At 69.3% G+C, this 21,060-nt stretch carries 20 protein-coding genes; 18 read left to right on the top strand and 2 right to left on the bottom strand.

The features are described 5' to 3' along the window. Window positions 1–110: 110 nt before the first annotated feature. Complete coding sequence (gene gmd / locus ACFSL4_RS17245; protein WP_381083470.1) at window positions 111–1,124, bottom strand: GDP-mannose 4,6-dehydratase; 1,014 nt, start codon at window positions 1,122–1,124, stop codon at window positions 111–113. 152 nt (window positions 1,125–1,276) lie between these two features. On the opposite strand from gmd, the gene ACFSL4_RS17240 reads away from it, so the two are divergent. Beyond that, on the top strand, window positions 1,277–2,221 hold the full coding sequence (locus ACFSL4_RS17240) for a GDP-L-fucose synthase family protein (protein WP_381083468.1): 945 nt from the start codon (window positions 1,277–1,279) through the stop codon (window positions 2,219–2,221). Window positions 2,222–2,295: 74 nt separating this feature from the next. On the opposite strand, the gene ACFSL4_RS17235 is transcribed toward ACFSL4_RS17240, so the two are convergent. Then, on the bottom strand, window positions 2,296–3,699 hold the full coding sequence (locus ACFSL4_RS17235; protein ID WP_381083466.1) for a sugar transferase: 1,404 nt from the start codon (window positions 3,697–3,699) through the stop codon (window positions 2,296–2,298). A 597-nt stretch (window positions 3,700–4,296) separates the two neighbouring features. Here ACFSL4_RS17235 and ACFSL4_RS17230 point away from each other — a divergent pair. From ACFSL4_RS17230 to ACFSL4_RS17150, 17 genes are all read left to right on the top strand, one after another. Next, a complete protein-coding gene (locus tag ACFSL4_RS17230; RefSeq protein WP_381083464.1) occupies window positions 4,297–5,301 on the top strand; it encodes an LCP family protein in 1,005 nt (334 codons plus the stop codon). 113 nt (window positions 5,302–5,414) lie between these two features. After that, window positions 5,415–6,923 carry a glycoside hydrolase family 71 protein gene (locus ACFSL4_RS17225; RefSeq protein ID WP_381083462.1) on the top strand — a complete coding sequence of 503 codons (1,509 nt, stop codon included), beginning with the start codon at window positions 5,415–5,417 and terminating at the stop codon, window positions 6,921–6,923. A gap of 105 nt (window positions 6,924–7,028) precedes the next feature. Further along, a complete protein-coding gene (locus tag ACFSL4_RS17220; RefSeq protein ID WP_381083460.1) occupies window positions 7,029–7,436 on the top strand; it encodes a cupredoxin domain-containing protein in 408 nt (135 codons plus the stop codon). Between the two features lie 507 nt (window positions 7,437–7,943). Beyond that, entirely contained in the window at window positions 7,944–9,131 is a 1,188-nt protein-coding gene (locus tag ACFSL4_RS17215; RefSeq protein WP_381083611.1) for an ATP-binding protein, read from the top strand. Continuing rightward, window positions 9,128–9,529 carry a roadblock/LC7 domain-containing protein gene (locus tag ACFSL4_RS17210; protein WP_381083458.1) on the top strand — a complete coding sequence of 134 codons (402 nt, stop codon included), beginning with the start codon at window positions 9,128–9,130 and terminating at the stop codon, window positions 9,527–9,529. The genes ACFSL4_RS17215 and ACFSL4_RS17210 overlap by 4 nt, the downstream gene beginning before the upstream one ends. Further along, complete coding sequence (locus ACFSL4_RS17205; protein WP_381083456.1) at window positions 9,526–9,903, top strand: DUF742 domain-containing protein; 378 nt, start codon at window positions 9,526–9,528, stop codon at window positions 9,901–9,903. Before ACFSL4_RS17210 ends, ACFSL4_RS17205 begins: the two co-directional genes overlap by 4 nt. Beyond that, on the top strand, window positions 9,878–10,483 hold the full coding sequence (locus tag ACFSL4_RS17200) for a GTP-binding protein (RefSeq protein WP_381083454.1): 606 nt from the start codon (window positions 9,878–9,880) through the stop codon (window positions 10,481–10,483). Before ACFSL4_RS17205 ends, ACFSL4_RS17200 begins: the two co-directional genes overlap by 26 nt. Then, the gene (locus tag ACFSL4_RS17195) at window positions 10,480–11,826 is read left to right on the top strand and encodes a cytochrome P450 (RefSeq protein ID WP_381083452.1); all 1,347 of its coding nucleotides are present in this window, start codon (window positions 10,480–10,482) and stop codon (window positions 11,824–11,826) included. The genes ACFSL4_RS17200 and ACFSL4_RS17195 overlap by 4 nt, the downstream gene beginning before the upstream one ends. Window positions 11,827–12,210: 384 nt before the next feature. Then, on the top strand, window positions 12,211–13,359 hold the full coding sequence (locus ACFSL4_RS17190) for a tryptophan dimethylallyltransferase family protein (RefSeq protein WP_381083450.1): 1,149 nt from the start codon (window positions 12,211–12,213) through the stop codon (window positions 13,357–13,359). Between the two features lie 24 nt (window positions 13,360–13,383). After that, a complete protein-coding gene (locus ACFSL4_RS17185) occupies window positions 13,384–14,745 on the top strand; it encodes a tryptophanase (RefSeq protein ID WP_381083448.1) in 1,362 nt (453 codons plus the stop codon). Between the two features lie 187 nt (window positions 14,746–14,932). Further along, window positions 14,933–15,331, top strand: coding sequence for a hypothetical protein (locus ACFSL4_RS17180; protein WP_381083446.1), 399 nt, complete (start codon window positions 14,933–14,935; stop codon window positions 15,329–15,331). Window positions 15,332–15,570: 239 nt separating this feature from the next. Beyond that, on the top strand, window positions 15,571–16,413 hold the full coding sequence (locus ACFSL4_RS17175) for a helix-turn-helix domain-containing protein (RefSeq protein WP_381083444.1): 843 nt from the start codon (window positions 15,571–15,573) through the stop codon (window positions 16,411–16,413). Continuing rightward, window positions 16,395–16,604 carry a DUF397 domain-containing protein gene (locus ACFSL4_RS17170; RefSeq protein WP_381083442.1) on the top strand — a complete coding sequence of 70 codons (210 nt, stop codon included), beginning with the start codon at window positions 16,395–16,397 and terminating at the stop codon, window positions 16,602–16,604. The genes ACFSL4_RS17175 and ACFSL4_RS17170 overlap by 19 nt, the downstream gene beginning before the upstream one ends. A gap of 1,201 nt (window positions 16,605–17,805) precedes the next feature. Further along, window positions 17,806–18,513: a M48 family metalloprotease gene (locus ACFSL4_RS17165; RefSeq protein WP_381083440.1), complete on the top strand. Its 708-nt coding sequence runs from the start codon at window positions 17,806–17,808 to the stop codon at window positions 18,511–18,513. Between the two features lie 241 nt (window positions 18,514–18,754). Beyond that, on the top strand, window positions 18,755–18,958 hold the full coding sequence (locus ACFSL4_RS17160; protein WP_381083438.1) for a hypothetical protein: 204 nt from the start codon (window positions 18,755–18,757) through the stop codon (window positions 18,956–18,958). A gap of 646 nt (window positions 18,959–19,604) precedes the next feature. Then, on the top strand, window positions 19,605–20,015 hold the full coding sequence (locus ACFSL4_RS17155; protein ID WP_381083436.1) for a DUF5959 family protein: 411 nt from the start codon (window positions 19,605–19,607) through the stop codon (window positions 20,013–20,015). 366 nt (window positions 20,016–20,381) lie between these two features. Further along, window positions 20,382–20,819: a hypothetical protein gene (locus ACFSL4_RS17150; RefSeq protein ID WP_381083434.1), complete on the top strand. Its 438-nt coding sequence runs from the start codon at window positions 20,382–20,384 to the stop codon at window positions 20,817–20,819. The last annotated feature ends 241 nt before the right edge of the window (window positions 20,820–21,060 follow it).

Genomic DNA, 21,060 nt, shown 5'->3' with positions numbered 1-21,060 from the left:
AGTCCCCGGATCCGAACGGGCCGCATCAACGTGTTTGCTGCGCGAACCATACGAGTACATGACACCCGATGGGGTGCACTTGACTCATCTGGTAGGAAATTTCGATGTGTTCAGCGGTCGATGCGCACTGCGGCGCCCGCGAGCTGGTCCTCCACCTGCCGCACGTCGGCGTCGACCATGATCCGTGCCAGCTCGTCCACCAGGACGGTGGGCCGCCAGCCCAGCGTCTCGCGGGCCTTGGACGCGTCACCGATCAGTGCGTCCACCTCGCTGGGACGCTCGTACTTGGGGTCGTAGCGCACGTACTCGTTCCAGTCGAGGCCGGCGTGGGCGAACGCGGTCTCCACGAACTGCCGTACGGTGGCCGGGACTCCGGTGGCGACCACGTAGTCCGTCGGCTCGTCGTGCTGGAGCATCCGCCACATCGCCTCCACGTACTCGGGGGCGTAGCCCCAGTCGCGGACCGCGTCCAGGTTGCCGAGGTAGAGACGGTCCTGGAGACCGGCCTTGATCCGGGCGACGGCGCGGGTGATCTTGCGGGTGACGAAGGTCTCGCCGCGGCGCGGGGACTCGTGGTTGAACAGGATGCCGTTGACCGCGAACATCCCGTACGCCTCGCGGTAGTTGACGGCAGCCCAGTATGCGAAGACCTTGGCGGCGCCGTACGGGCTGCGCGGGTGGAAAGGGGTGTCCTCGTTCTGCGGGGGCGGCGTGGAACCGAACATCTCGGAGGACGACGCCTGGTAGATACGGGTCTCCACCCCGCTCGCCCGGATCGCCTCCAGCAGTCGCAGCGCGCTCAGGCCGGTCACGTCGCCGGTGTAGAGCGGCGCGTCGAAGGAGACCCGCACATGGGACTGGGCGCCCAGGTTGTACACCTCGTCCGGCTGGATGTCGCGCAGCAGGTTCACCAGCGCCACCCCGTCGGAGAGGTCCGCGTGATGCAGCACGAAGCGGCGCTCGGCCTCCTGGGGGCCCTGGTAGATGTGGTCGATCCGCTCGGTGTTGAAGCTGGACGACCGCCGCACCAGGCCGTGCACCCGGTATCCCTTCGACAGCAGCAGCTCCGCCAGGTATGAGCCGTCCTGCCCGGTCACGCCGGTGATCAGCGCGGTCTTGGTCATGCGGTGTTCCCCTCCCTGCCGGACCCGTCCCGGGGGCCGGTCCGGTCCCTACGCCCGCCGTGCGCGGGCTGCATGTCGTGAACTATGGGAAATTTCAGGCAAGTTGGCGGTGTGTGCGCACTGATCACACGGCTCCTGGCATGATCCGGCTCATGACCGCATCGCTGCTGCCCGAACGTGCCCGTGTCTTCGTCGCCGGCCACCGTGGCCTGGTGGGCTCCGCCGTGTCCCGCCGGCTCGCCGCCCAGGGGTACGAGGTCCTCACCCGTACCCGTGCCGAACTGGACCTGCGTGACGCCGCGCGCACCGCGGCCGAACTGTCCGTCCTGCGCCCCGACGCGGTGGTGCTCGCCGCCGCGAAGGTCGGCGGGATCATGGCCAACAGCGCGCAGCCCGTGCAGTTCCTGGAGGAGAACCTCCAGATCCAGCTCAGCGTGATGGCCGGGGCCCATGCCGCCGGTGTCGGCCGCCTGCTCTTCCTGGGATCGTCGTGCATCTACCCCAAGCACGCCGCCCAGCCGATCACCGAGGACGCGCTGCTGACCGGGCCCCTGGAGCCCACCAACGAGGCGTACGCCGTCGCGAAGATCGCGGGCATCGTCCAGGTGCAGTCCTACCGGCGCCAGTACGGCGCGTCGTACATCAGCGCCATGCCGACCAATCTCTACGGGCCCGGTGACAACTTCGACCTGGAGACCGGGCACGTCCTGCCCGCACTGATCCGCCGCTTCCACGAGGCCGCGGCCGAGGGGCGCGAGGAGGTCGTCCTGTGGGGCAGCGGTACCCCGCGCCGGGAGTTCCTGCACGTGGACGACCTCGCCGCCGCGTGTGAGGTGCTGCTGCGCTCCTACGACGGCGACGAGCCGGTCAACGTCGGCTGCGGCAGCGACCTCACCATCCGCGAGCTGGCCGCGACGGTCGCCGAGGTCACCGGGTTCACCGGCCGGATCGCCTGGGACACGAGCCGGCCCGACGGCACCCCGCGCAAGCTGCTCGACATCTCCCGGCTCGCGCAGCTCGGCTGGAAGCCGGCGATCCCGCTGCGCGACGGCATCGCCGCCACCTACGCCCACTGGCGGGGCGGTCTCGACGGCTGACGGACCCCGCTCGTGCACGGACCTGGGTGGCGCGCAGCGCGCGCCGGGGCGCTGTGCGGACATGGGCGGCGCTCTCAGTACGCCCCGCGGCCGTCGACGACGGCGCGGAACGTGCGGGCCATGACGTCCACATCGCTGGTGAACGACCAGTTGTCGACGTAGCTGAGATCGAGCTGGACGGTCTCGTCCCACGACAGGTCGGAGCGTCCGCTGATCTGCCACAGCCCGGTCATGCCCGGCCGTACGGCCAGCCGCCGCCACTCGGCGGGTGTGTAGTGCGCCACCTCGTCCGCGAGCGGCGGCCGCGGACCCACCAGGGACATGTCCCCCTTGAGGACGTTGACCAGCTGCGGCAGTTCGTCGAATGACGTACGGCGCAGCCAGTGGCCGACCCGGGTGACCCGGGGATCGCGGCGCATCTTGAACATCAGGCCGTCGTGCTCGTTCTCCTGGGCCAGTGCGGCCTTCTGGCGGTCGGCGCCCACGCGCATGGTGCGGAACTTCCACATCACGAAGGGGCGCCCGGCCCGGCCGACGCGCTCGTGGAGATAGAGCACCGGCCCCGGCGAGGACAGTTTCACGGTGGCGGCGACCGCCAGAAGCACCGGTGCCAGCACGAACAGGCCCAGCAGGGCGGTGCTGCGGTCCAAGACCGCCTTGAGCAGAGGCTGTATGCCCTCCCGCACCGGCGGGGCCACGCGCAGCAGGGACAGCCCGCCGGCGGATCCGGCCTCCAGGCGCTTGACGGACACGTCCACCAGACCGGGCGCGACGAACAGTTCGATGCCGGCGTCGTGCAGGCCCCAGGAGAGGCGGCGCAGCCTCTCCCCGCTGAGCGTGGAGCACGGGACGACCAGTACCAGGTCGGCGCCGAGCCGGTGCACCGCGCTGATGACCAGGTCGGCATCCTCCGCGGGGGACTCCGGAGCGGTGGCGGGGAGCCGTTCCCAGGTCCGGATCCCTGAGGTGAACGGGCCTTGTCCCACGGGGACGCCGCCCACCGTCACGTACGGGTGGTCGGTGCGCACGGAGAGGTGCGCGGTGACGCCGTCCGCCGCGGTGGGCTCGCCCACCACCAGGACCTTGATCACCGCCTGCGCCCTGCGCCGTACCGCCGCGAGATGGCGGTACAGCGCCTTGCGGCACACCAGGGTCAGCAGCAGGGAGGGCAGCAGTGCCGCCAGGCACAGCGCCGCGCGCAGCCGTACCCCCGCCGCGGCGTGCCCCACCGCGAGCACTCCCAGCAGGATGAACCAGTCGTGGAGTACCGGCAGTGTGCCCCTGCTCTCGCCGATGGCCCGGGCCGCGTAGCGCGATCGGAACAGCTGCACTCCCGCCCAGGCGAGCCCTGCGACGATGCCGCTCGGCACTGCCCACGGCTGGTGTGTGGCGAAGAACATCAGCGCCACCGGAACCCCGGCACCGACCAGGTCGGTGATCAGCGAGGCGGGAAGATACCAGCGGGACTTCCGTCCCACCCACAGTGAGGACGCGCGCTCCCGCGAGCGCGCCCTGTGTGATCTCTCGGATTCAGCGGCCTGAACATCCCACATGTACCCCCCCAGGTACGTTCCGCGGCACGAGTCACCGGATGTCGCGAACGGGCATTCGTCGAACATGCGGCGCGATGGTGAACGGTACGGCAAACTTGTGCACGGATGGGGGCGTTTACGTGAACGTCACCGAGAAGTGCCGAGCTGTACGGAGTCCCGGGCCGCGTCTGCGGGTTGACACCGCGGGCGACGGTCCGGCGGACAGCGGTACGAACGTCGGACGTGCTGGCTGCAGTGTGCGCTTCGGTACGGAAGGGGCCGTACCGCGTTGATGTGGGGGGCGTGGTGGGGGACGGGAACACGGCCGGGGCCGAGGCGGCAGACCGAGACGAGGTGGCAGACCGGGACGAAGCGGTCGGCCGGGGTGAGGTGGCAGACCGGGACGAAGCGGTCGGCCGGGGTGAGGCGGCAGACCGGGAGGAGGGGCCGGGCGGAGTCGGTTCGGCGGTGTCCGGCCCGATTGTCGGCGTCCCCGAAACATCGACTGAAGCCTCACAAATCGGAGTTGACGGATCCGGAGATATGCAGGCGCACCCTCGGCGCCGCGCGAGCCGCGCGCGTCGGGTGCTCCTCGGGGCGCTCGTCCTGTTCGCCGCGGGCCTGGTCATGGTGGCCGGGGCGTCCTGGTGGGCCGTCGACCACTTCACGGGGAAGGTCGACCGCATCTCCGGTGTCTTCCCGACGAACGTGCCCGCGGCGGCGCAGCCGGCACCCTCCGACGGAGGGCAGACCTTCCTCCTCGTCGGCGTCGACAGCCGCTCCGCGCTGCCGACCACGGGCCGTGACGCCAAGGCCCCCGAGTGGAAGTACGGTGCCCAGCGCAGTGACACGATGATGCTGGTCCACCTCCCCGCCGACCATTCCGGCGCGTATGTCGTCTCGCTGCCCCGCGACGCGTGGGTGGACATCCCCGGACACGGCAAGGCCAAGCTCAACGCCGCCTTCTCCTGGGGTGGGCCGCCGCTGCTCATCGACACCGTGCAGCGGCTGACCAAGGTGCACGTCGACCATCTCGTCGTCATCGACTGGGACGGATTCAAGAAACTCACCGACTCCGTCGGCGGAGTGGACCTCGTCGTGGACGGCGCCACCCGGCATATGAACGGCACCCAGGCCCTGGTCTACGTGCGTGAGCGCTATCACCTCCCCCGCGGCGACTTCGACCGCACGCACCGTCAGCAGTACTTCCTGCGGACGCTGCTGGCGAAGGTCATGCGCCCTTCGACCTTCTCCAACCCCGTCAGGGCCACCAGGGTGCTGGACGACCTCACCGCCGCCGTGAGCGTCGACGATCGGCTCAGCGACGGCGACCTGCGTGCCCTGCTGTGGGACAACAAGGAGGTCCGCCCCGGGAACATGGTGTTCATGAACGCCCCCGCCAAGGGAACCGGCACGATCTCCGGCCAGTCCGTGGTCCTCCTGGATTCCGGCGCCGGCGCCCAGCTGTGGCGGGCCATGCGCGAGGACGCCCTCGACATCTACCTGCAGTCGCACGACGCCGACCGGCTCGGCGTCACGACTCCCTGACGGGCCGGCCGTGATCGCCGGAGATGCCCGTCTGGATGCGGTTCGCCGGACAATGGGCCGCATGTGCCCTAGAGTTCTGCACCGGCGGCCCACCGGCGTCTGCGGAGGACACCATGACGGATCACCTCACTCGTCCCACGCATCGGCGCCGAAGGCCGTCAGGCCGGCGGCGCGCCGCGCTCGGTGCCCTGTTCGGACTGATCCTCATCGGACTGATCACCGGCACCGGACTGGCCCGCGACCGGGAGGACACCGCGCCCCGCGCCGGGCGAACGAGGAACGCGGCGCTTCCCTTCGACCTGCCGGCCACCGATGTGCTGCGCGACAGCCCGCATCTGGTCTTCGCGCACTACTTTCCGCCCTATCCGCTCTCCCTCGACAACCAGCCCGCCGAGCACGACTACTACGCCCGCAACTACCTCACGCCACAAGGCGAGCAGGGCAAGCACGCGGCCTACGGCGGACTCCTGCGTGACCGGCCCCTGCCGGTGCCCCCGTCCAGCGGGGACTGGCAACTCGCCAACCTCGAACGGGAGGTGAAGACCGCCCGAGACGCCGGGCTCGACGGATTCACCGTGGACATCCTCTCCCTGACCGGCATCAACCGTCAGCGCGTCGACATGCTGCTGCGCGCGGCGCAGCGCGTCGACCCGGGCTTCCGGATCGTGCTGATGCCGGACATGACTTCCCTGCACACCGACCCGCGCACCCTTGCCCACCAGCTGGCCCGGCTCGCCGAGTCCCCGTCCGCATACCGGCTGGCCGACGGACGCCTCGTGGTGTCCCCGTTCAAGGCCGAGGCCCAGGACCCCGCCTGGTGGGGCCAAGTCATCGCGCGACTGCGCGACCAGGGCATCAGCACCGCGTTCGTCCCGGTCTTTCTGGACTTCCGCGCCAACGCCCAGCGGTTCGCATCCATCAGTCACGCCTTCTCGTCCTGGGGCAACCGGAGCTACACCCGCCAGGACAACGTTCCCGGCGACATCCGACTCGCCCACTCCCTGGGAAAGAAGTGGATGCAGGCCGTGTCCGTGCAGGACGCCCGGCCCAACCAGGGCATCTACGACGAGGCGGGCAACACCGCAAGCCTGCGGTCGACCTGGAACCACGCGATCTCCGACGGTGCGGACTGGGTGCAGCTCACCACATGGAACGACTACTCGGAAGGCAGCCAGTTCGCCCCATCACTGCACAACGGCCACACCTACCTCGACATCTCCTCGTACTATCTCACCCGTTTCAAGACCGGGGCATGGCCGCAGATCGTCCGTGACACCGTGTACGCCACTTCCCGCGTCCAGTTCACGGATGTCGACAGCGCCCCGCTTCAACCCCGGCTGATGCGCCCGCGTCCTGGCACCGCACCGCCGCGCGACCAGGTGGAACTGCTCACCTTCCTGACCGCGCCTGCCACAGTCTCCGCGCGCGTGGGTGGCGTGCCCCACACCTACCGTGCCCCCGTCGGCGTGTACGCCCAGGGCCTGCCGCTGAACACCGGCCGCACCGAGGCGGTGGTTCGCCGCGCGGGGGACACCGTCGCCGCCGTCACGACCCGCTATCCGGCGCGGCGTACCGTCACCGTGCAGGACCTTCAGTACTACGCGGTCTCCAGCCGCGGTTGAGCTCCTGACCTCCGGCCCGTGGAAGCAGGCTCCGGCCGATGCGGACGATCCAGCCGGGCGAGTCGCTGACGTACCGGTTCACGGCCCACCCGCAGCGGTGTGCGGATGTACCGCCGCTCGACGATGCCGATGTCGCTGCACATCGCCAACGGCATGTACGGGGCGGTGGTCATCGATCCGCCGAACCTGCCGCGGGCCGACCGGGAGCACCCGCTCGTCCAGTCCGACCTCTGCCCCGGCCCGAAGGGCGGGACCGCCGACCCCGCCGGACCGGCCGCGAGGCGGCCCGACGCCGTCGTCTTCAACGGATACGCCGGCCAGTACACGTACGCGCCCCTGAAGGCCCGGACCGTGATCGGCTGCCACGACGGGGGACGCGACCGTGCGGCGCGCACGCGCGGGGTCCCGGGGACGACGGCTCCGGCGGATACGCGTCTACCCCGTGATGCGGGGGAGAGCGCCGCGTTTGGGCTCGCTTTGGGGAGCATGTGGGGAGGATTTGAGGAGATGTGAGGTCGCCGTGGACTTCGGCGACCGCGTCGGACTCGTCGGCGGCCCCCCGCCGACGGGGCCGTGAGGGTGCCGATCGTGCGCCGGCCGGGCGTCGAACCGGCGTCGATCGTGCGCCGGCCGGGTGTTGTTCGAGCGCCGCGCGATCCGGCGCGCGCGGCTGCCCGCGCCGGTCCGAGGGCACGTCCCCGGCTGGAAAAACGTATCGCCGGCCGACGTGTCTCCCGCTCGCCGTGGGTGCCCGGACGGCCGGCGAAGGCGTGCCTCCCGTTCGTATCCCAGGTGCTTTGTGAAGGGGCGCTGATGCGCTGTCAGTTGCGGGAGACCGGCTTCCGGTTGGTGGTCCCGGCGGTGATACGATCACCGCACTTGTCGAGCGGGCGGATGAACGCACAACGACATCTGAGACCAAGAGGACGGCCCGGCTGAAACGTGGTGCGGGCGACCTGTAGGCCCATCCGCATTGACGGGATTTCAGCAGCTGACCTTCAGTCGTCTGAAGAGAGTCATATGACGCACTACTTGCAGGACCCGGCATTCTGGGCTCTCCTCGTCGTAGTCCTTGTCGCAGCTGCCTTTGCTGTTCGCCAGCGCAGGGCGGCACGGAATTTACGGCAGGAGATCGATGGGCTCAGAACCCACTACGACGAACTCGAGAACCATTACTCGGAGTCCGTCAAAAAGGCCCAGGAGCACGCTGAAGAGGAAACCAAAACCGCCCTCAAGTCCGCGATGCGGACGATTCAGGGACTTGCTGCCGAGCAGCAGTTGATCATTTCAAGGCTGCAGACCAAATATGGCGAGTCGGTCATTCTTCAGGATCTGCTGGACATCGACCACATGAACTCGCAGTTCGGTCGGCGTGCCCAGTCCATCGCCGTGCTCTGCGACGGCTGGCTGGGCCGGCACCGCGAGGTCGCGTCGGTCTACGACGTCGTGCGCAGCGCGCAGGGCAGGATCCGTCACTTCCAGCGGGTGGAGATCCTCTCGCAGGTCGACTTCGGCATCACCAGCCGGGCCGTCGAACCGGTGGCCCTGGCTCTCGCGGAGCTCCTCGACAACGCGACCAGCTATGCCAGTCCCGACACCATCGTCGAGATCAACGTCCGTGCCGTGCCCAAGGGCATCTGCATCGTCGTCGACGACGCCGGTGTCGGCATGAACGAGGAGGAGCGGGCCAGGGCGTCGAGGCTGCTGTCGAGCGAGCGGGTCTCGGGCGTCTCACAGCTCGGCAACCCGCCGCAGTTCGGCTTCGCGGTGATCGGTGTGCTCTGCGAGCGCTTCGGTTTCACCGTGTCCGTGGACTCCACCTCCCCCTATGGGGGCGTGCGTGCGGTCCTCCTGCTGCCCGACGAACTCCTCACCAGCATGCCCGACCCGAAGGAGACCGTCCCGGACGCCGGGGCCGCCACCGCGCCCGGCCTCAGCGGACCCCACTCCTCGCCGACCGCATCCACGACCGCCGACGGCCTGCCGAAGCGGCGCCGCAAGCGGCCGATGGCCCTCGTGTCCACCGGTTCGGCACCCTCGCAGTCATCGAAGAGCTCGCGTGCCCCGAGGCGCTCCGACGAAGACACGGCAGCGATCATGGCCGCCTTCCAGCGGGGCACGGTGATCGGCCGGTCCTCGCATCCGGACACGCCGGATGAGACGGGCAACACACGCGATGCAAGCAGCGAAGGACATGAGGTCTCGTGAAGAACGATCTGGCGTGGATGCTTGACAGTGCCCTGGAGATTCCCGGGGCCCTGCATGCCGTCCTGGTCTCCGCCGACGGGCTGCTGATGGCCCGTTCGAAGGGGGTCGACAAGGACATGGGGGACACCATCGCCGCCGCGATGAGCGGTGTGCAGTCGCTGAGCCGGTCGATCGGGTTCTTCTGCGAGGGGTCCGATCGGCGGTGGCGGCAGACGCTGGTCGAGTTCGACGAGGGATGGGTCTTCCTGATCTCCGCGGGGCAGGGCGCCTATCTGGCGGTCTCGGCGGCCCTCAACGTCGACATGGGGGACATCACCTTCCGGATGCAGCAGCTCGTCGGCCAGCTGGGCAAGGAGCTGACGACTCCGCCGCGCGAGAACGCCGGTTCACGGCCATGACCGACGCCAGCCGACCGGAGCCGGAAGCCGCGGAGTTGGTGCGCCCGTACGTCATCACCAAGGGGCGCAGCCTCCCCGATGACGAGCAGTTCTCGCTGATCACCCTGATCACGGCGGTGACGGACCACCAGCAGCGGCCGAACCGGCTGTCCCCGGAGGAGCAGAAGCTGCTGACGATGTGCACCGGCGGTTACCTCTCGGTCGCCGAGATCGCCGGGCACACGCGGTTACCCCTGGGGGTGGTGAAGATCCTGCTCGCCGCCCTCGCCGAAGGCGGATACATCGTCATACGCCCGCCCGCCGCGCGTGCCCACGTCACCGACGTGCGGATCCTTGAGGAGGTGCTGAATGGTCTCCGAGCCAAGTTTGGCTGAGCACGCCTACGTCCGTGGCGGCGACACCCAGACTCCCGTGAAGATCCTGGTCGTCGGGCACTTCGCGGTGGGCAAGACCACCTTCATCGGGTCCATTTCCGAGATACCGCCGCTGTCCACCGAGGAGAGGATGACACGGGCGGGGGAGACGGTCGACGACCTCAAGGGAGTCGCCGGCAAGACCACCACCACCGTGGCCATGGACTTCGGACGGCTGACGCTCAGCGAGCGGGTCGTCCTCTATCTGTTCGGCACGCCCGGCCAGCAACGCTTCCTGCAGATGTGGGAGGCCATGGCCCGCGGTGCCCTCGGGGCACTGGTGCTTGTCGACCCCGAGCGGCTGGCGGACTCCTTCGCCGTGATCGACCTGATCGAGCAGTACGGACTCGACTACGCGATCGCCGTCAACCGCTTCGACGGTTCGCCGCTGCGCGAGGAAAGGGCGCTGCGCGAAGCGCTGGACCTGCTCGATGACACGCCCGTCGTCACATGCGACGCACGGGACGAGAAATCGTCGGCCCAAGCACTGATCACACTCGTCCGCTATTTGCAGGACCGTGCACTTCAGGAGCAGACATGAGCGCCCATTCCACCGATCCCGCGCCCCCACCCGGGTGCCCCGCCCACGGCAGTGGCCTCAGCGTGCCCCTGTACGGGCCGGAGTTCGCCGCCCATCCGCAGTCGTACTACGAGTACATGCGCCAGCACGGGCCGCTCGCGCCCGTCGAACTCGCGCCCGGGGTGGAGGCCACCCTCGTCACCGACTACGCGACGGCACTGCAGCTGCTGCAGGACTCCGGGGCCTTCCGGAAGGACGCGCGTCGCTGGCGGGACTTCAACGAGGGCAGGGTCAGCCCGGACAGCCCGGTGCTTCCCCTGCTGGTGTACCGCCCCAACTGCATGTTCAGCGACGGTGCCGAGCATCTGCGGCTGCGCCAGGCGGTCACCGACAGCTTCGCCCGGGTGGACTCCCGCCGGCTCAGCCAGAGCACCCAGCGGATCTCCGACTACCTCATCGCCCAGTTCGGCACCCGCGGTTCGGCCGACCTGCTCAACGACTACGCCAAGCAGCTCCCGCTGTTCGTGTTCAACGAACTCTTCGGCTGCCCCGCGGACATCGGTGACCGGGTCATGTTCGGCATCTCCGGCATCTTCGACGGCATCAACGCCGAGAAGGCCAACGCGGTGCTGTTCCAGGCCGTGAGCGAGCTGGTGCAGATCAAGCGGAGCAAGCCGGGCGACGACGTCACCTCCTGGCTGATGCAGCATCAGGCAAAGCTGGACGACCAGGAGATGGCCCACCAACTGGTGCTGCTGCTGGGCGCGGGCGCCGAACCGCTGCGCAACCTGATCGGCAACACCCTGCACCGGCTGCTCATCAACGACCGGTACGCCAACGGCGGCCTGATCGACGAGGCCATCGACGACACGCTGTGGGAGAACCCGCCCATGGCGAACTACGCGCCGCACTATCCGGCCTCCGACATGGAGTTCGGCGGGCAGAAGGTGCGGGCGGGCGATCTGATGCTGGTCAGCTTTGCCGCCGCCAACACCGGGCCGACGCTCACGGCGACGCGTCAGGCCGGCAGCAACCGCGCCCACCTGGCGTGGAGCGCGGGCCCGCACGCCTGCCCGTCCAAGGAGCCGGCCCGGCTCATCGCGGTCTCGGCCATCGAGAACCTGCTCAACCAGCTTCCCGACGTCGAACTCGCGGTGCCGGAGGACAGCCTGACCTGGCGCCCCGGCCCCTTCAACCGGGCGCTCGCCACGCTGCCCGCGCGCTTCACCCCGATGCGGACCGTGCGCCGGCCCGAGTCGTCGGCGGGTGCGCAGGCGGCCGCCCAGGATGCCCGGGACAACGGCGGGGCGCGCAAGCCGGAGCGTGGACTGTGGAGTTCGTTCCTGACGTGGTGGAAGGGGTGATGCACGCAACACCCGGCCAACTCTTTCATACTGCATGAAAGTTGAACCGGTGGGGTAGTGAGCTGCGCGGTACGCGTGTTGAAATCGAGTCGAAGGAGGTGTGGTGGGCCACCTATCCACCGCCGCCGCTCCCGCTCAGCGCTCCGCCGCTTCACTCTCCCGGGAACACATCATCCCCATAGGTCCGCTACCTTCTGATCCGGACACCGAGATACCCGTCTGCGAGGGCGGGTATCTTTTCGCCCTCTTCCAGGCGGGTGCCCGTCCCAGGGCATCCCTTCCACCCCTGCCGTCCCGTGTGTACCCCGGCCGGTGCCGGGGCGCTCGGTGATCCCCGTCCGGTCCGGCGGTCTGGCCCCCGCCGCGGATCCCCCTACACTTGGCATGTTCACAACTGAGCAATTGCGGAGGCTGTGCGCCGTCGCAGGGCTCGACCGCCGCGACGCGAACGCATACGCGAGCGTGCTGGACGAGTCGTTGGGCGTCATGGCCGGGCGCCCGCTCGATCAGCCTCCGCCGTCCCTGAGCTTCCTGTCCGACGACCATACGCCGGTGGAGTTCTCCCTCGCCTTCCTGCCCGGCAGGGCACCGTCGCTGCGCGTGCTGCTGGAACCGGGGTGCGGTGCCGGCAGCCTGGCGGAGAACGGGCGCATCGGTTTACGCGCGCTGCGGACCATGACACGGCGCTGGGGCTTCGCCTCCGACCGGCTCGACCTGCTGGAGGACCTGTTCTTCCCGCTCTCCCCGCAGGGCCCGTTGGCGGTGTGGTGCGCACTGGAGCTGCGTCCCGGTGGTGTTCCCCGGCTGAAGGCGTATCTGAACCCCGCGGCGTCGGGGCCGGAACGCGCCGCCGCGACGGTACGGCAGGCGCTGGAACGGCTCGGCCACCGGGAGGCGTTCGCCGCGCTGCCCCCGGCCGACGGCTACCCGTTCTTCGCTCTCGACCTGGGCGACTGGGAAGCGCCCCGGGTGAAGGTCTACCTCAGACACGACGATCTGGCGGCCTCGGAGGCCGGAGGTCTGTCCCGCATGGACTCCGGGCCGGAGCCCGAGACCGTGGCGGACTTCTTCCGCACGGCGGCGGGGGTCCACGGGCGGACGCCGTCCGGGCCCGGGACGGGGCAGGACCTGCGGCTGGGCAGGCGGCCCGCCCTCACCTGCCACTCCTTCACGGAGACCACGACCGGTCTGCCGAGCGGTTTCACCCTCCACATCCCGGTCCGGGACTACGTCCGCGACGACGCGGAGGCCCACGCCCGGGCGGTGGCCGTGCTCGGCCGGCACGGCATGGACCCCACGCCGCTCACCCGGGCGCTGGCCGCCGTCACCGCGCGCAGACCGGAGGACGGGACCGGGCTCATCGCCTACCTGGCGCTCGTCCATGAGCGGGGCAGACCGCCCCGGGTGACCGCCTACGTCTCCTCCGAGGCGTACGGGGTCCGGCCGCCGGCCGGACCCGCATCCCCGCGGACGGTGCCGTCCGCGCACCGGCGGGCCCCGGCTTCCGAGACCGTGCAGCAGTCGCAGCAGTAGACAGAGACAGGAGCAGAGATCACCGTGGAGCCGTACCGGATCAAGGTAGTCGAGCCCATTCCGATCACCACGCGCGAGCAGCGCGAGGAGGCGCTGAAGCGCGTCCACTACAACCTCTTCGACCTGCGCGCCGACGAGGTGACCATCGACCTGCTGAGCGACTCGGGCACGGGTGCGCTGTCGGCCGCTCAACTCGCCGCGGGCATGGAGGGTGACGAGTCCTACGCGGGCTCCCGCTCCTTCTACCGGTTCCGTGACACGGTGGCCGAGCTGACCGGCTATCCCCACATCCTGCCTGCACACCAGGGCCGGGCCGCGGAACGCATCCTGTTCTCGTCCCTGCTCGAACCCGGCAGCATCGTCCTGTCCAACACGCACTTCGACACCACCCGCGCCAATGTGGAGCTGGCGGGCTGCCAGGCCCGCGACCTGCCCTGCCCTCAGGCCCGGAACCTCGACAGCGAGGAGCCGTTCAAGGGGAACATCGATCTGGAGGCGCTGCGGCGGGAACTCGCCGGAGCCGACGGCCCCAAGGTCGCCGCGGTGGTCATGACCATCACCAACAACGGCGGCGGTGGACAGCCGGTCTCCATGGAGAACCTGCGGCAGGCCGCCGACCTCTGCCGGCGGCACGGTGTCCCCCTGCTCCTGGACGCGGCCCGGTTCGCGGAGAACGCCTGGCTGGTGACCCGTCATGAGGCGGGCTACCAGGACCGCACCCCCCGGCAGGTCGCGGAGGAGGCATTCCGGCTGGCCGACGGCTGCATGATGAGCGCCAAGAAGGACGGCATCGTCCACATCGGCGGATTCATCGGGCTGAAGGACCCCGAACTGGCCGAGAAGTGCGAACGTCTCCTCATCGCCACCGAGGGCTTCGCGACCTACGGGGGCCTCGCCGGACGCGACCTCGACATGATGGCCCAGGGCCTGCTGGAGGTGACCGAACCGTCCTATCTCGCGGAGCGTGCCGACATCGCGGCCCACCTCGCCCAGCGGGTGCGCGTCGCAGGCGTCGACATCCTCGAACCACCCGGCCTGCACGCGCTGTACCTCAACGCCGGGCGCCTGTTCCCGCACATCCCGGCCCACCACTACCCGGGGCACGCCCTGTCCTGCCAGCTCTACCTGGAGGGCGGCATCCGCTCGGCCGAACTCGGCTCCCTCTACCTCGGTGAGGAGGACGAGGACGGCAACCCGGTCAAGAGCGCACCGTACGAACTGGTCAGGCTCGCGCTGCCGCGCCGGGTCTACACGCGCAGCCATTACGACCACGTCGGCAGGACGCTGGAGGGCATCGCCAAGAAGGCGGAGTCGGTCGGCGGCTTCAGGATCGTGGACCAGTCCCCGATCCTGCGTCACTTCCGTGTGAAGCTGCAGCCTGTGTGATCCGGACCCTGCCGACGGGCCCGCGAGACGACGTCTGACACCCGGCTCCGCGGCGGGGCCTCCCATGGCCCCGCCCGGGGCGGCACCCGACCTGCGGGATGCCACCCACGCGACCTTATGAGTTGCTAATCTTCGCAATTAATCAGGTTGTCACTCCTGTGGGTGTCGCGACAGATGGGTGGATGCGATGCGCTTGGATCCGGCCGGCGGGGCCGTGCTGTACGACGGTCAACGATCCGTCAACCAGGCCCGCTTCCTGGTCCATGCCGAGGAGATCGACGTCTCCCTCGCCCTCGCCGAGCGGTTCACGGACGGGCTGCCGGACCCGGGGGCGCTGCCCGCGCCCGTGCCGCCGCGGCCCGGCGCGGGTCCCGGCACCAGGGTGGGCCTCGTGGAGGGCTGGCGCGGCACCATCGCCACCCGTGTCGAACTCTCTCCCGGCGGCGACCTGGCCCGGGTCGAGCCGGTCGACCCGTCCTTCTTCAACTGGCCCGCGCTGCCGGTGGCGTTGGCGGACACGATCGTCCCGGACTTCCCCCTCACCAACAAGAGCTTCAACCTCTCCTACGCGGGCAACGACCTGTAGGGGCTCGGGAAAGACGATGCGTGTTGCCGGGTGTCAGAAGGAGGCCGCTCCTTTCGCTGTCTCCCTACATGGGTGAACTGCTCGTATTGCTCTGCGTGTTGTCGCCGCTACAGGTATGGTCCGGCGGGTGGAGGTCCGCATGCCGTGAACGGGCGGACCTGCACGGCGCCGGGGACTCCTTCCCCGCCCGCCGCAGCCGCTGTCTTCCTCGCATCCGCCACTGACCGCGGAGGAGCACGATGCCGCCGAGAAGAGTGATCACACGACGCAGCCAGGAACCGCGCAGGCGGTTCGCGGAGGAGCTGCGATCACTGCGCACCCAGCGGGGTGTGAGTCTGCGCGAACTCGCCAAGGCGGTCGGGTGGGACGCGTCCCAGTTCGGAAAGATGGAGAGCGGCCAGACCGCCGGCGGACCGGAGGTCGTGGAGGCGCTGGACACCTACTACGGGACACCGGGGCTGCTGCTCGCGCTCTGGGAGCTGGCGGTGGCGGACCCGTCGCAGTTCCGGGAGCGGTACCGGCGGTACATGGCGCTGGAGGCGGAGGCGGTCAGCCTGTGGCACTACGCCGTGAGCGCGCCGCCGGGCCTGCTCCAGACGGCCGGGTACGCCCGTGAGGCGCTCACGGCGGGCGGCCTGCGAGGTGAGGAGCGGGACCAGCAGGTCGAGGCGCGCCTGGGGCGGCGCAAGCTGCTGGAGGGCGACGACCCTCCGTCCTTCCGCGTCATCCTCTCCGAGGCCGTACTGCGCACCCGGCTGCGCGACCCTCAGGAGTGGCGGGAGCAACTGGAGTACCTGGCGGAGGCGGCGGAGCGCCCGAACATCACCGTCCAGGTGCTGCCGTTCAGCGCCGGTCCGCACGGCCTGATGAACACCGCCACGAAGTTCCTGCGGCTGCTGGACGGCCGTACCGTGGCCTACATCGAGAATGACGAACGTGGTGAACTGATCGAGGAGAACAGCAGGGTTGAGCGACTGCAGCGCATCTATGATGCGATGCGTGACCTGGCCCTGCCCCCGCCCAAGTCACGCGAGTTCATCGTCCGGATGTGGGAGGAAGCCCCGTGCGAGCCATCGACCTGAGCGGTGCGAAGTGGCGCAGCAGCAGCTACAGCAACACGACGGGCGGCGATTGCGTCGAGGTCGCGGACGACTTCCCCGCCGCCGTCCCCGTCCGCGACAGCAAGAACTCCGCCGGCCCCGCGCTCGTCTTCGAGGCCGGAGCCTGGTCGACGTTCGTCACGGCCGTCAGGACCGGCGGCTTTCCCGCCTGACCTCCTGAGCCCGAACTGGAGGAGCCGGGTCTTCCGCGGAGGACCCGGCACGACTCCGGGACCTCCCGGACGCCGCGGGCTTCTCCGCAGGGCCCTTGTGAGGGCCGGGAGTCCGGTGTCGGCGTCCCGGTCGGCAACGACCCGTCGGACCAGACGACGCCTGACACCACGCGCTCACGACCGGCCCTCCAGCCGGCGATGGGCAGTGACACGGCTGAGGCCGGTGATGGCTCAGTGGCTGAGCCGAGCCGTCAGCGATCTTGAAAGCCGACGTGGCGGCGATGTCACCGTGGGTTCAAATCCCACCACCTCCGCGCGATGAGCAGTGAGAACGGTCCCTGACCTGCGTGTTTGGGCGGGGGCCGTTCTGGTGTCCGCACGCGTGGGGCACGGTGACCCTCTGATCCGTAGCCCTGGCCGATCGGTCAGCGACGGGCCATCCCGTTGCTGCACGGTCTTGGTGGACGCCACCTGGCCGGCCGCGCCGCCTCTCGGACGATTGCGGCGGGATCACGTTCGGCCCGTACGACGACCGCGCCTTCACCGCGGCCCGCCATGTGATCAGATCGGTCTGTACCAGCAGGTAGCGGCTCGGGGAGGAGCCGCGGAGGAGGGGAAACCGAGATGCCCGATACCGCCAGAGAGACAACACAGCCGTGCCCGGAATGCGGCACGGAGATCCGCGGCGACAGCCGGTTCACCGCCTGGTGCGCCGCCTGCGACTGGAACGTGGACCCCGAGGAGCCGCAGCCGGACACGGGACGGCTGGACCGAGTCGAGCGTGCCCTGGCCCGACGACACGGCGAGCAGCTGCTCGCCGAGATGCTGAGCGGGCGGGAACCGCGCCCGCGGCGCGACGCCTCGGCGGTCACGGCCGCCGCGCTCGCCCTGACCGTGCACGGCGTCACCCTCGCGCTTGCCGTCGGCGGTGTCTGGTGCGTGGTGGCGGGGTGGGGCGGCGCCGGCATCGTGGCGGGTCTGGTATTCCTGGGGCTGGCCTGGGCGCTCGCCCCGAGGGTTCGCCGCCTCCCCGACGACCGGCCCGTGCTGTTCCGGGCCGACGCGCCCGAACTCTTCGCCCTGGTGGACGAGGTGGCGCGGGCGGTCGGCACCCGAAGCGTGCACGCGATCGCCGTGGACGGGAGCATCAACGCCGGCGTCATGACGTACGGTGTGCGCGGTCGGCGGCTGCTGGTGCTGCATGCCGCTGTGGGAGGTCCTGACGCCCGGGGAGCGGGTCGCGCTGCTCGGCCACGAGCTGGCCCACTACGCCAACGGCGACACCCGCAACGGCCTGGTGGTGGGCACGGCGGTGCGGACCCTGTCCCTCTGGCACCACGCCCTCCAGCCGCTTCCGCACCCGTCCGTGATCGAGATGGTTGTCAACGCCTTCTACGTGGTGCCACGCCTGCTGGTCCGGGGGGTGCTGGCGCTGCTCGTCCGGCTGACGTCGCGGGCCGGGATGCGGGCCGAGTACCTCGCCGACCGGCTGGCCGCCCGCGCCGCTTCCACGCAGGCGGCGGTAGGCCTCATGGACCGGTTGCTCATCACCGAGGCGCTCGGCGTCCTGCTGCGCAGCGAGGCCAACCGTGCCGCCCTCGGCGGGGCGAGGTCTACCCGGGAGGCCACGGCCAGGGCCGACGAGCTGTGGGGGCTGCTCACCGCGTACGCGGCGTCCGTCCCGGAGCACGAGCACGAACGGCAGCGGCGTGCCGGCGCCCGGCGCGGGCACCAGGTCGACGCCACCCATCCGCCGACCCATCTGCGGCGTGCCTGCCTGCTCGTCGGGGAGCCCGTGGCGGCGGCAGTGGTGCCGCAGGCCCGCCGGACCGAGCGGATCGCCACGGAACTTGCCGCGGCCCGCACCGAGGTGGCCCGGCGCCTGCTGCGCTATGGCCTCGGGGACTGAGCCCTCGCGGGCCGCCCCGGCCGCGTCCGGGGTCTCTCGTTTGGATCACCGCCAGCCGCCCTGGTCGACCGCTACATCTGGCACGGCTGTGGCACGGCGACCTCTTCGTCTCAAACTATGGGCGTGACGGTCGCTGAGGGTCAATTGGCTCTTCAGTAAGAGGGGCAGGGGTCTTACTCCGGTTGACCGTGGTCTGTGCGGTTGTTGTACTCCGTTGCTGTACAGCGACTTCGGAGGACCCGTGACCGCACTGCCAGCGAGCGTAGCCCGTGACATCCTCTATCACCGGATCATGTTTGCGATCACGGCGATCCGCGAAACGCTGGGCTGCACGATTCATGAAGCCATCGACGTGTTCGCGGCACGGTATGAGGCACTGCGCCGTGATCGTCCGGATGACTTCATCGTCGGGTCTGAGGAGTACGGCCGGGGCTTCTACTCGTGATCGGCGGCGTACTAATGTGCTCCCCATGAGGTGTCCCCGTTGCGGGAGCCTGCTGGAGGGCTCCGACGGCGAGTTGGTCTGCCGGGTTGGAGGCATGGAACTGTCTCTGGCGGTCCAACGGGAGCTCGCCGAGTGGGTCACTGGTGATGGAAGCCCGGAAGCCCCGGCATCCTTTCGATGGGGCGGACTCTGGCACTGTCCAGCTGACGGTACACGTATGCACGAGGCACAGGGGTGGGTGAGCTGCCCAGAATGCGAACGCCATCTGTCGCGTCGACTGCTGTATCAACTGATCGAGTTCCACATGCACGGTCCAGTCACGCAGGAGGACGCCTCCTGAGGCTCCGCTCGGCTGGTAGCTGTCGCCCCCGAGGCGGCCCCAACGCTTTTCTGTCTGGCCTCATCCTTATCAGGTCGATCACGGGGAGTCGGCAACCTCGACCAACCGGCCGGTGTCCTTGGCCGATCGTTCGTTGCCATTCGGCGTCGGTCGGCGCTGTCCGCACCTGTTGGTGTCAGCCGTTGGTGTCAGCCGACCGACTCCCTCTTGACAGATCTACGGCCAACCCCGTCCACGTCATCCTGTCGGGTTCTGCCCGTATCGTGCACGCCGGCTCTGGATACACGACCGACAAAGGGGAGCGGGATGGGCGAGTGGACGCCTGTTGACTTGATACATCTGTCTGACGGACAGGGCGTCTCCCTCGTCCTGCGTGCGGTTGAGCGCTACGAAGACCGACACGCCCTGGTTCGAGCCGAATGCCTGATAACTACGGATTTCGTGAACGCCCGCTTGAAGACGAGCATCTGGCTTGATGGCCTCGAAGAGTGGGAGGAGGCACTGAGACGCCTCGGTGCTGGTGAAGACGCCAGCTGGCCGCAGGGAAGCCGAGGGCTGGAGCTGTACTTTCACCCACACGAAGACGGCTGGCTCTCCATCTCGGTCCACGATCCCGACAGGTTGACGGTGGCCCTGGGACTCGAACCAACGCCTGAGTGGGTTGATGAGCATGAGGCAAACCTTCAGCGTCTGCGTGACGCCTACGGCCAGTCCTGAAGACAAGCAAATAGGGCGCATGCGGCCCTCGATCAGTTCTTCTGGAAGTGATGGCCCAAGTCTTCGGCGTGCGGCGGCTCACGGCGGCTGATCCTGTGACCTGCGTAGATGCCGGGACTAGTTGTCATCATCTGTCAACGCCGGTTCGTCTCGGACGGCCCAGAGGCGGCCCGGGCGGCAGAAGCGAAGCGCCCAGTGGACTCCTCAGCGTCCATTGTCGTCGCCAGCGGCGATCAGCTCTTGTGACTCACGCCTGCCGAACCCGGAACGGTCCAGTCCGGTGCTGTCCAACAGCCTTGCACGGCCCAGAACGGCCCAGCCGACCCGAGGTCTCCTGAGGTCTGCCCATGCCTCATGATGTGCGTCATGTCCCTGACCTTCGGCCCTGACCGGCAGACTCGCGAGTTCCAGTGCGACTGCTGCAACGCTCCCATCGAACGAGCATGGAACTTCGTGTACGTGGACGGCATGGTGTACGCGGTGTACTTCGCGAACTGCTACCACCATCGGGGCCGGGATCACGACGCCTGGATAGACGTGATCTTCGGTACCTGGGGCGCCGGCTCCGAGCAGTGGGAGGATCACGTCTCGTTCGCATGCCGGGTGGGCCCGGTCGCCGGCCAGGACGAGCCCGCGTCCACACTCGTTACGGCAGGCCTCGCCCATCCCGACGGACCGCTCTTCGGCCGCAAGCTCGACCGCGAGGCCGCCCTGCAGCACCCGCGGCTGCCGGAGTTCTGGAAGGTGTCCGACTTCATCCTGGAGCACGATCCGCTGGTGCGAGGCCACGTCTACGGACGCTGAACGATCACCTGGCCGCTGGGCATACCCCCTTGGTCCGGAACCCACACGCTTTCCAGGTCTGTTGGTGGGGCGGAGGCCCTTGTCCGAGGCCGTTCACCTGCGTTCAGGGGGGAGTGACTGCCTGGACGACCCCTGCGGATGGTCCTGTCCGAACAACGGTGAACGTTGCTGAATGAGACGGAAACCGAGTAAGGCCTGGCACAAGGCCAGACCGCCTTCACCTGCTTGGACCTTCTGATCC

It is taken from the genome of Streptomyces caeni (assembly GCF_042678285.1).
GTDB classification, from domain to species: domain Bacteria; phylum Actinomycetota; class Actinomycetes; order Streptomycetales; family Streptomycetaceae; genus Streptomyces; species Streptomyces caeni.
Note: the sequence above shows the minus strand (reverse complement) of the source record. Positions and strands in the feature narration are given on the sequence as shown.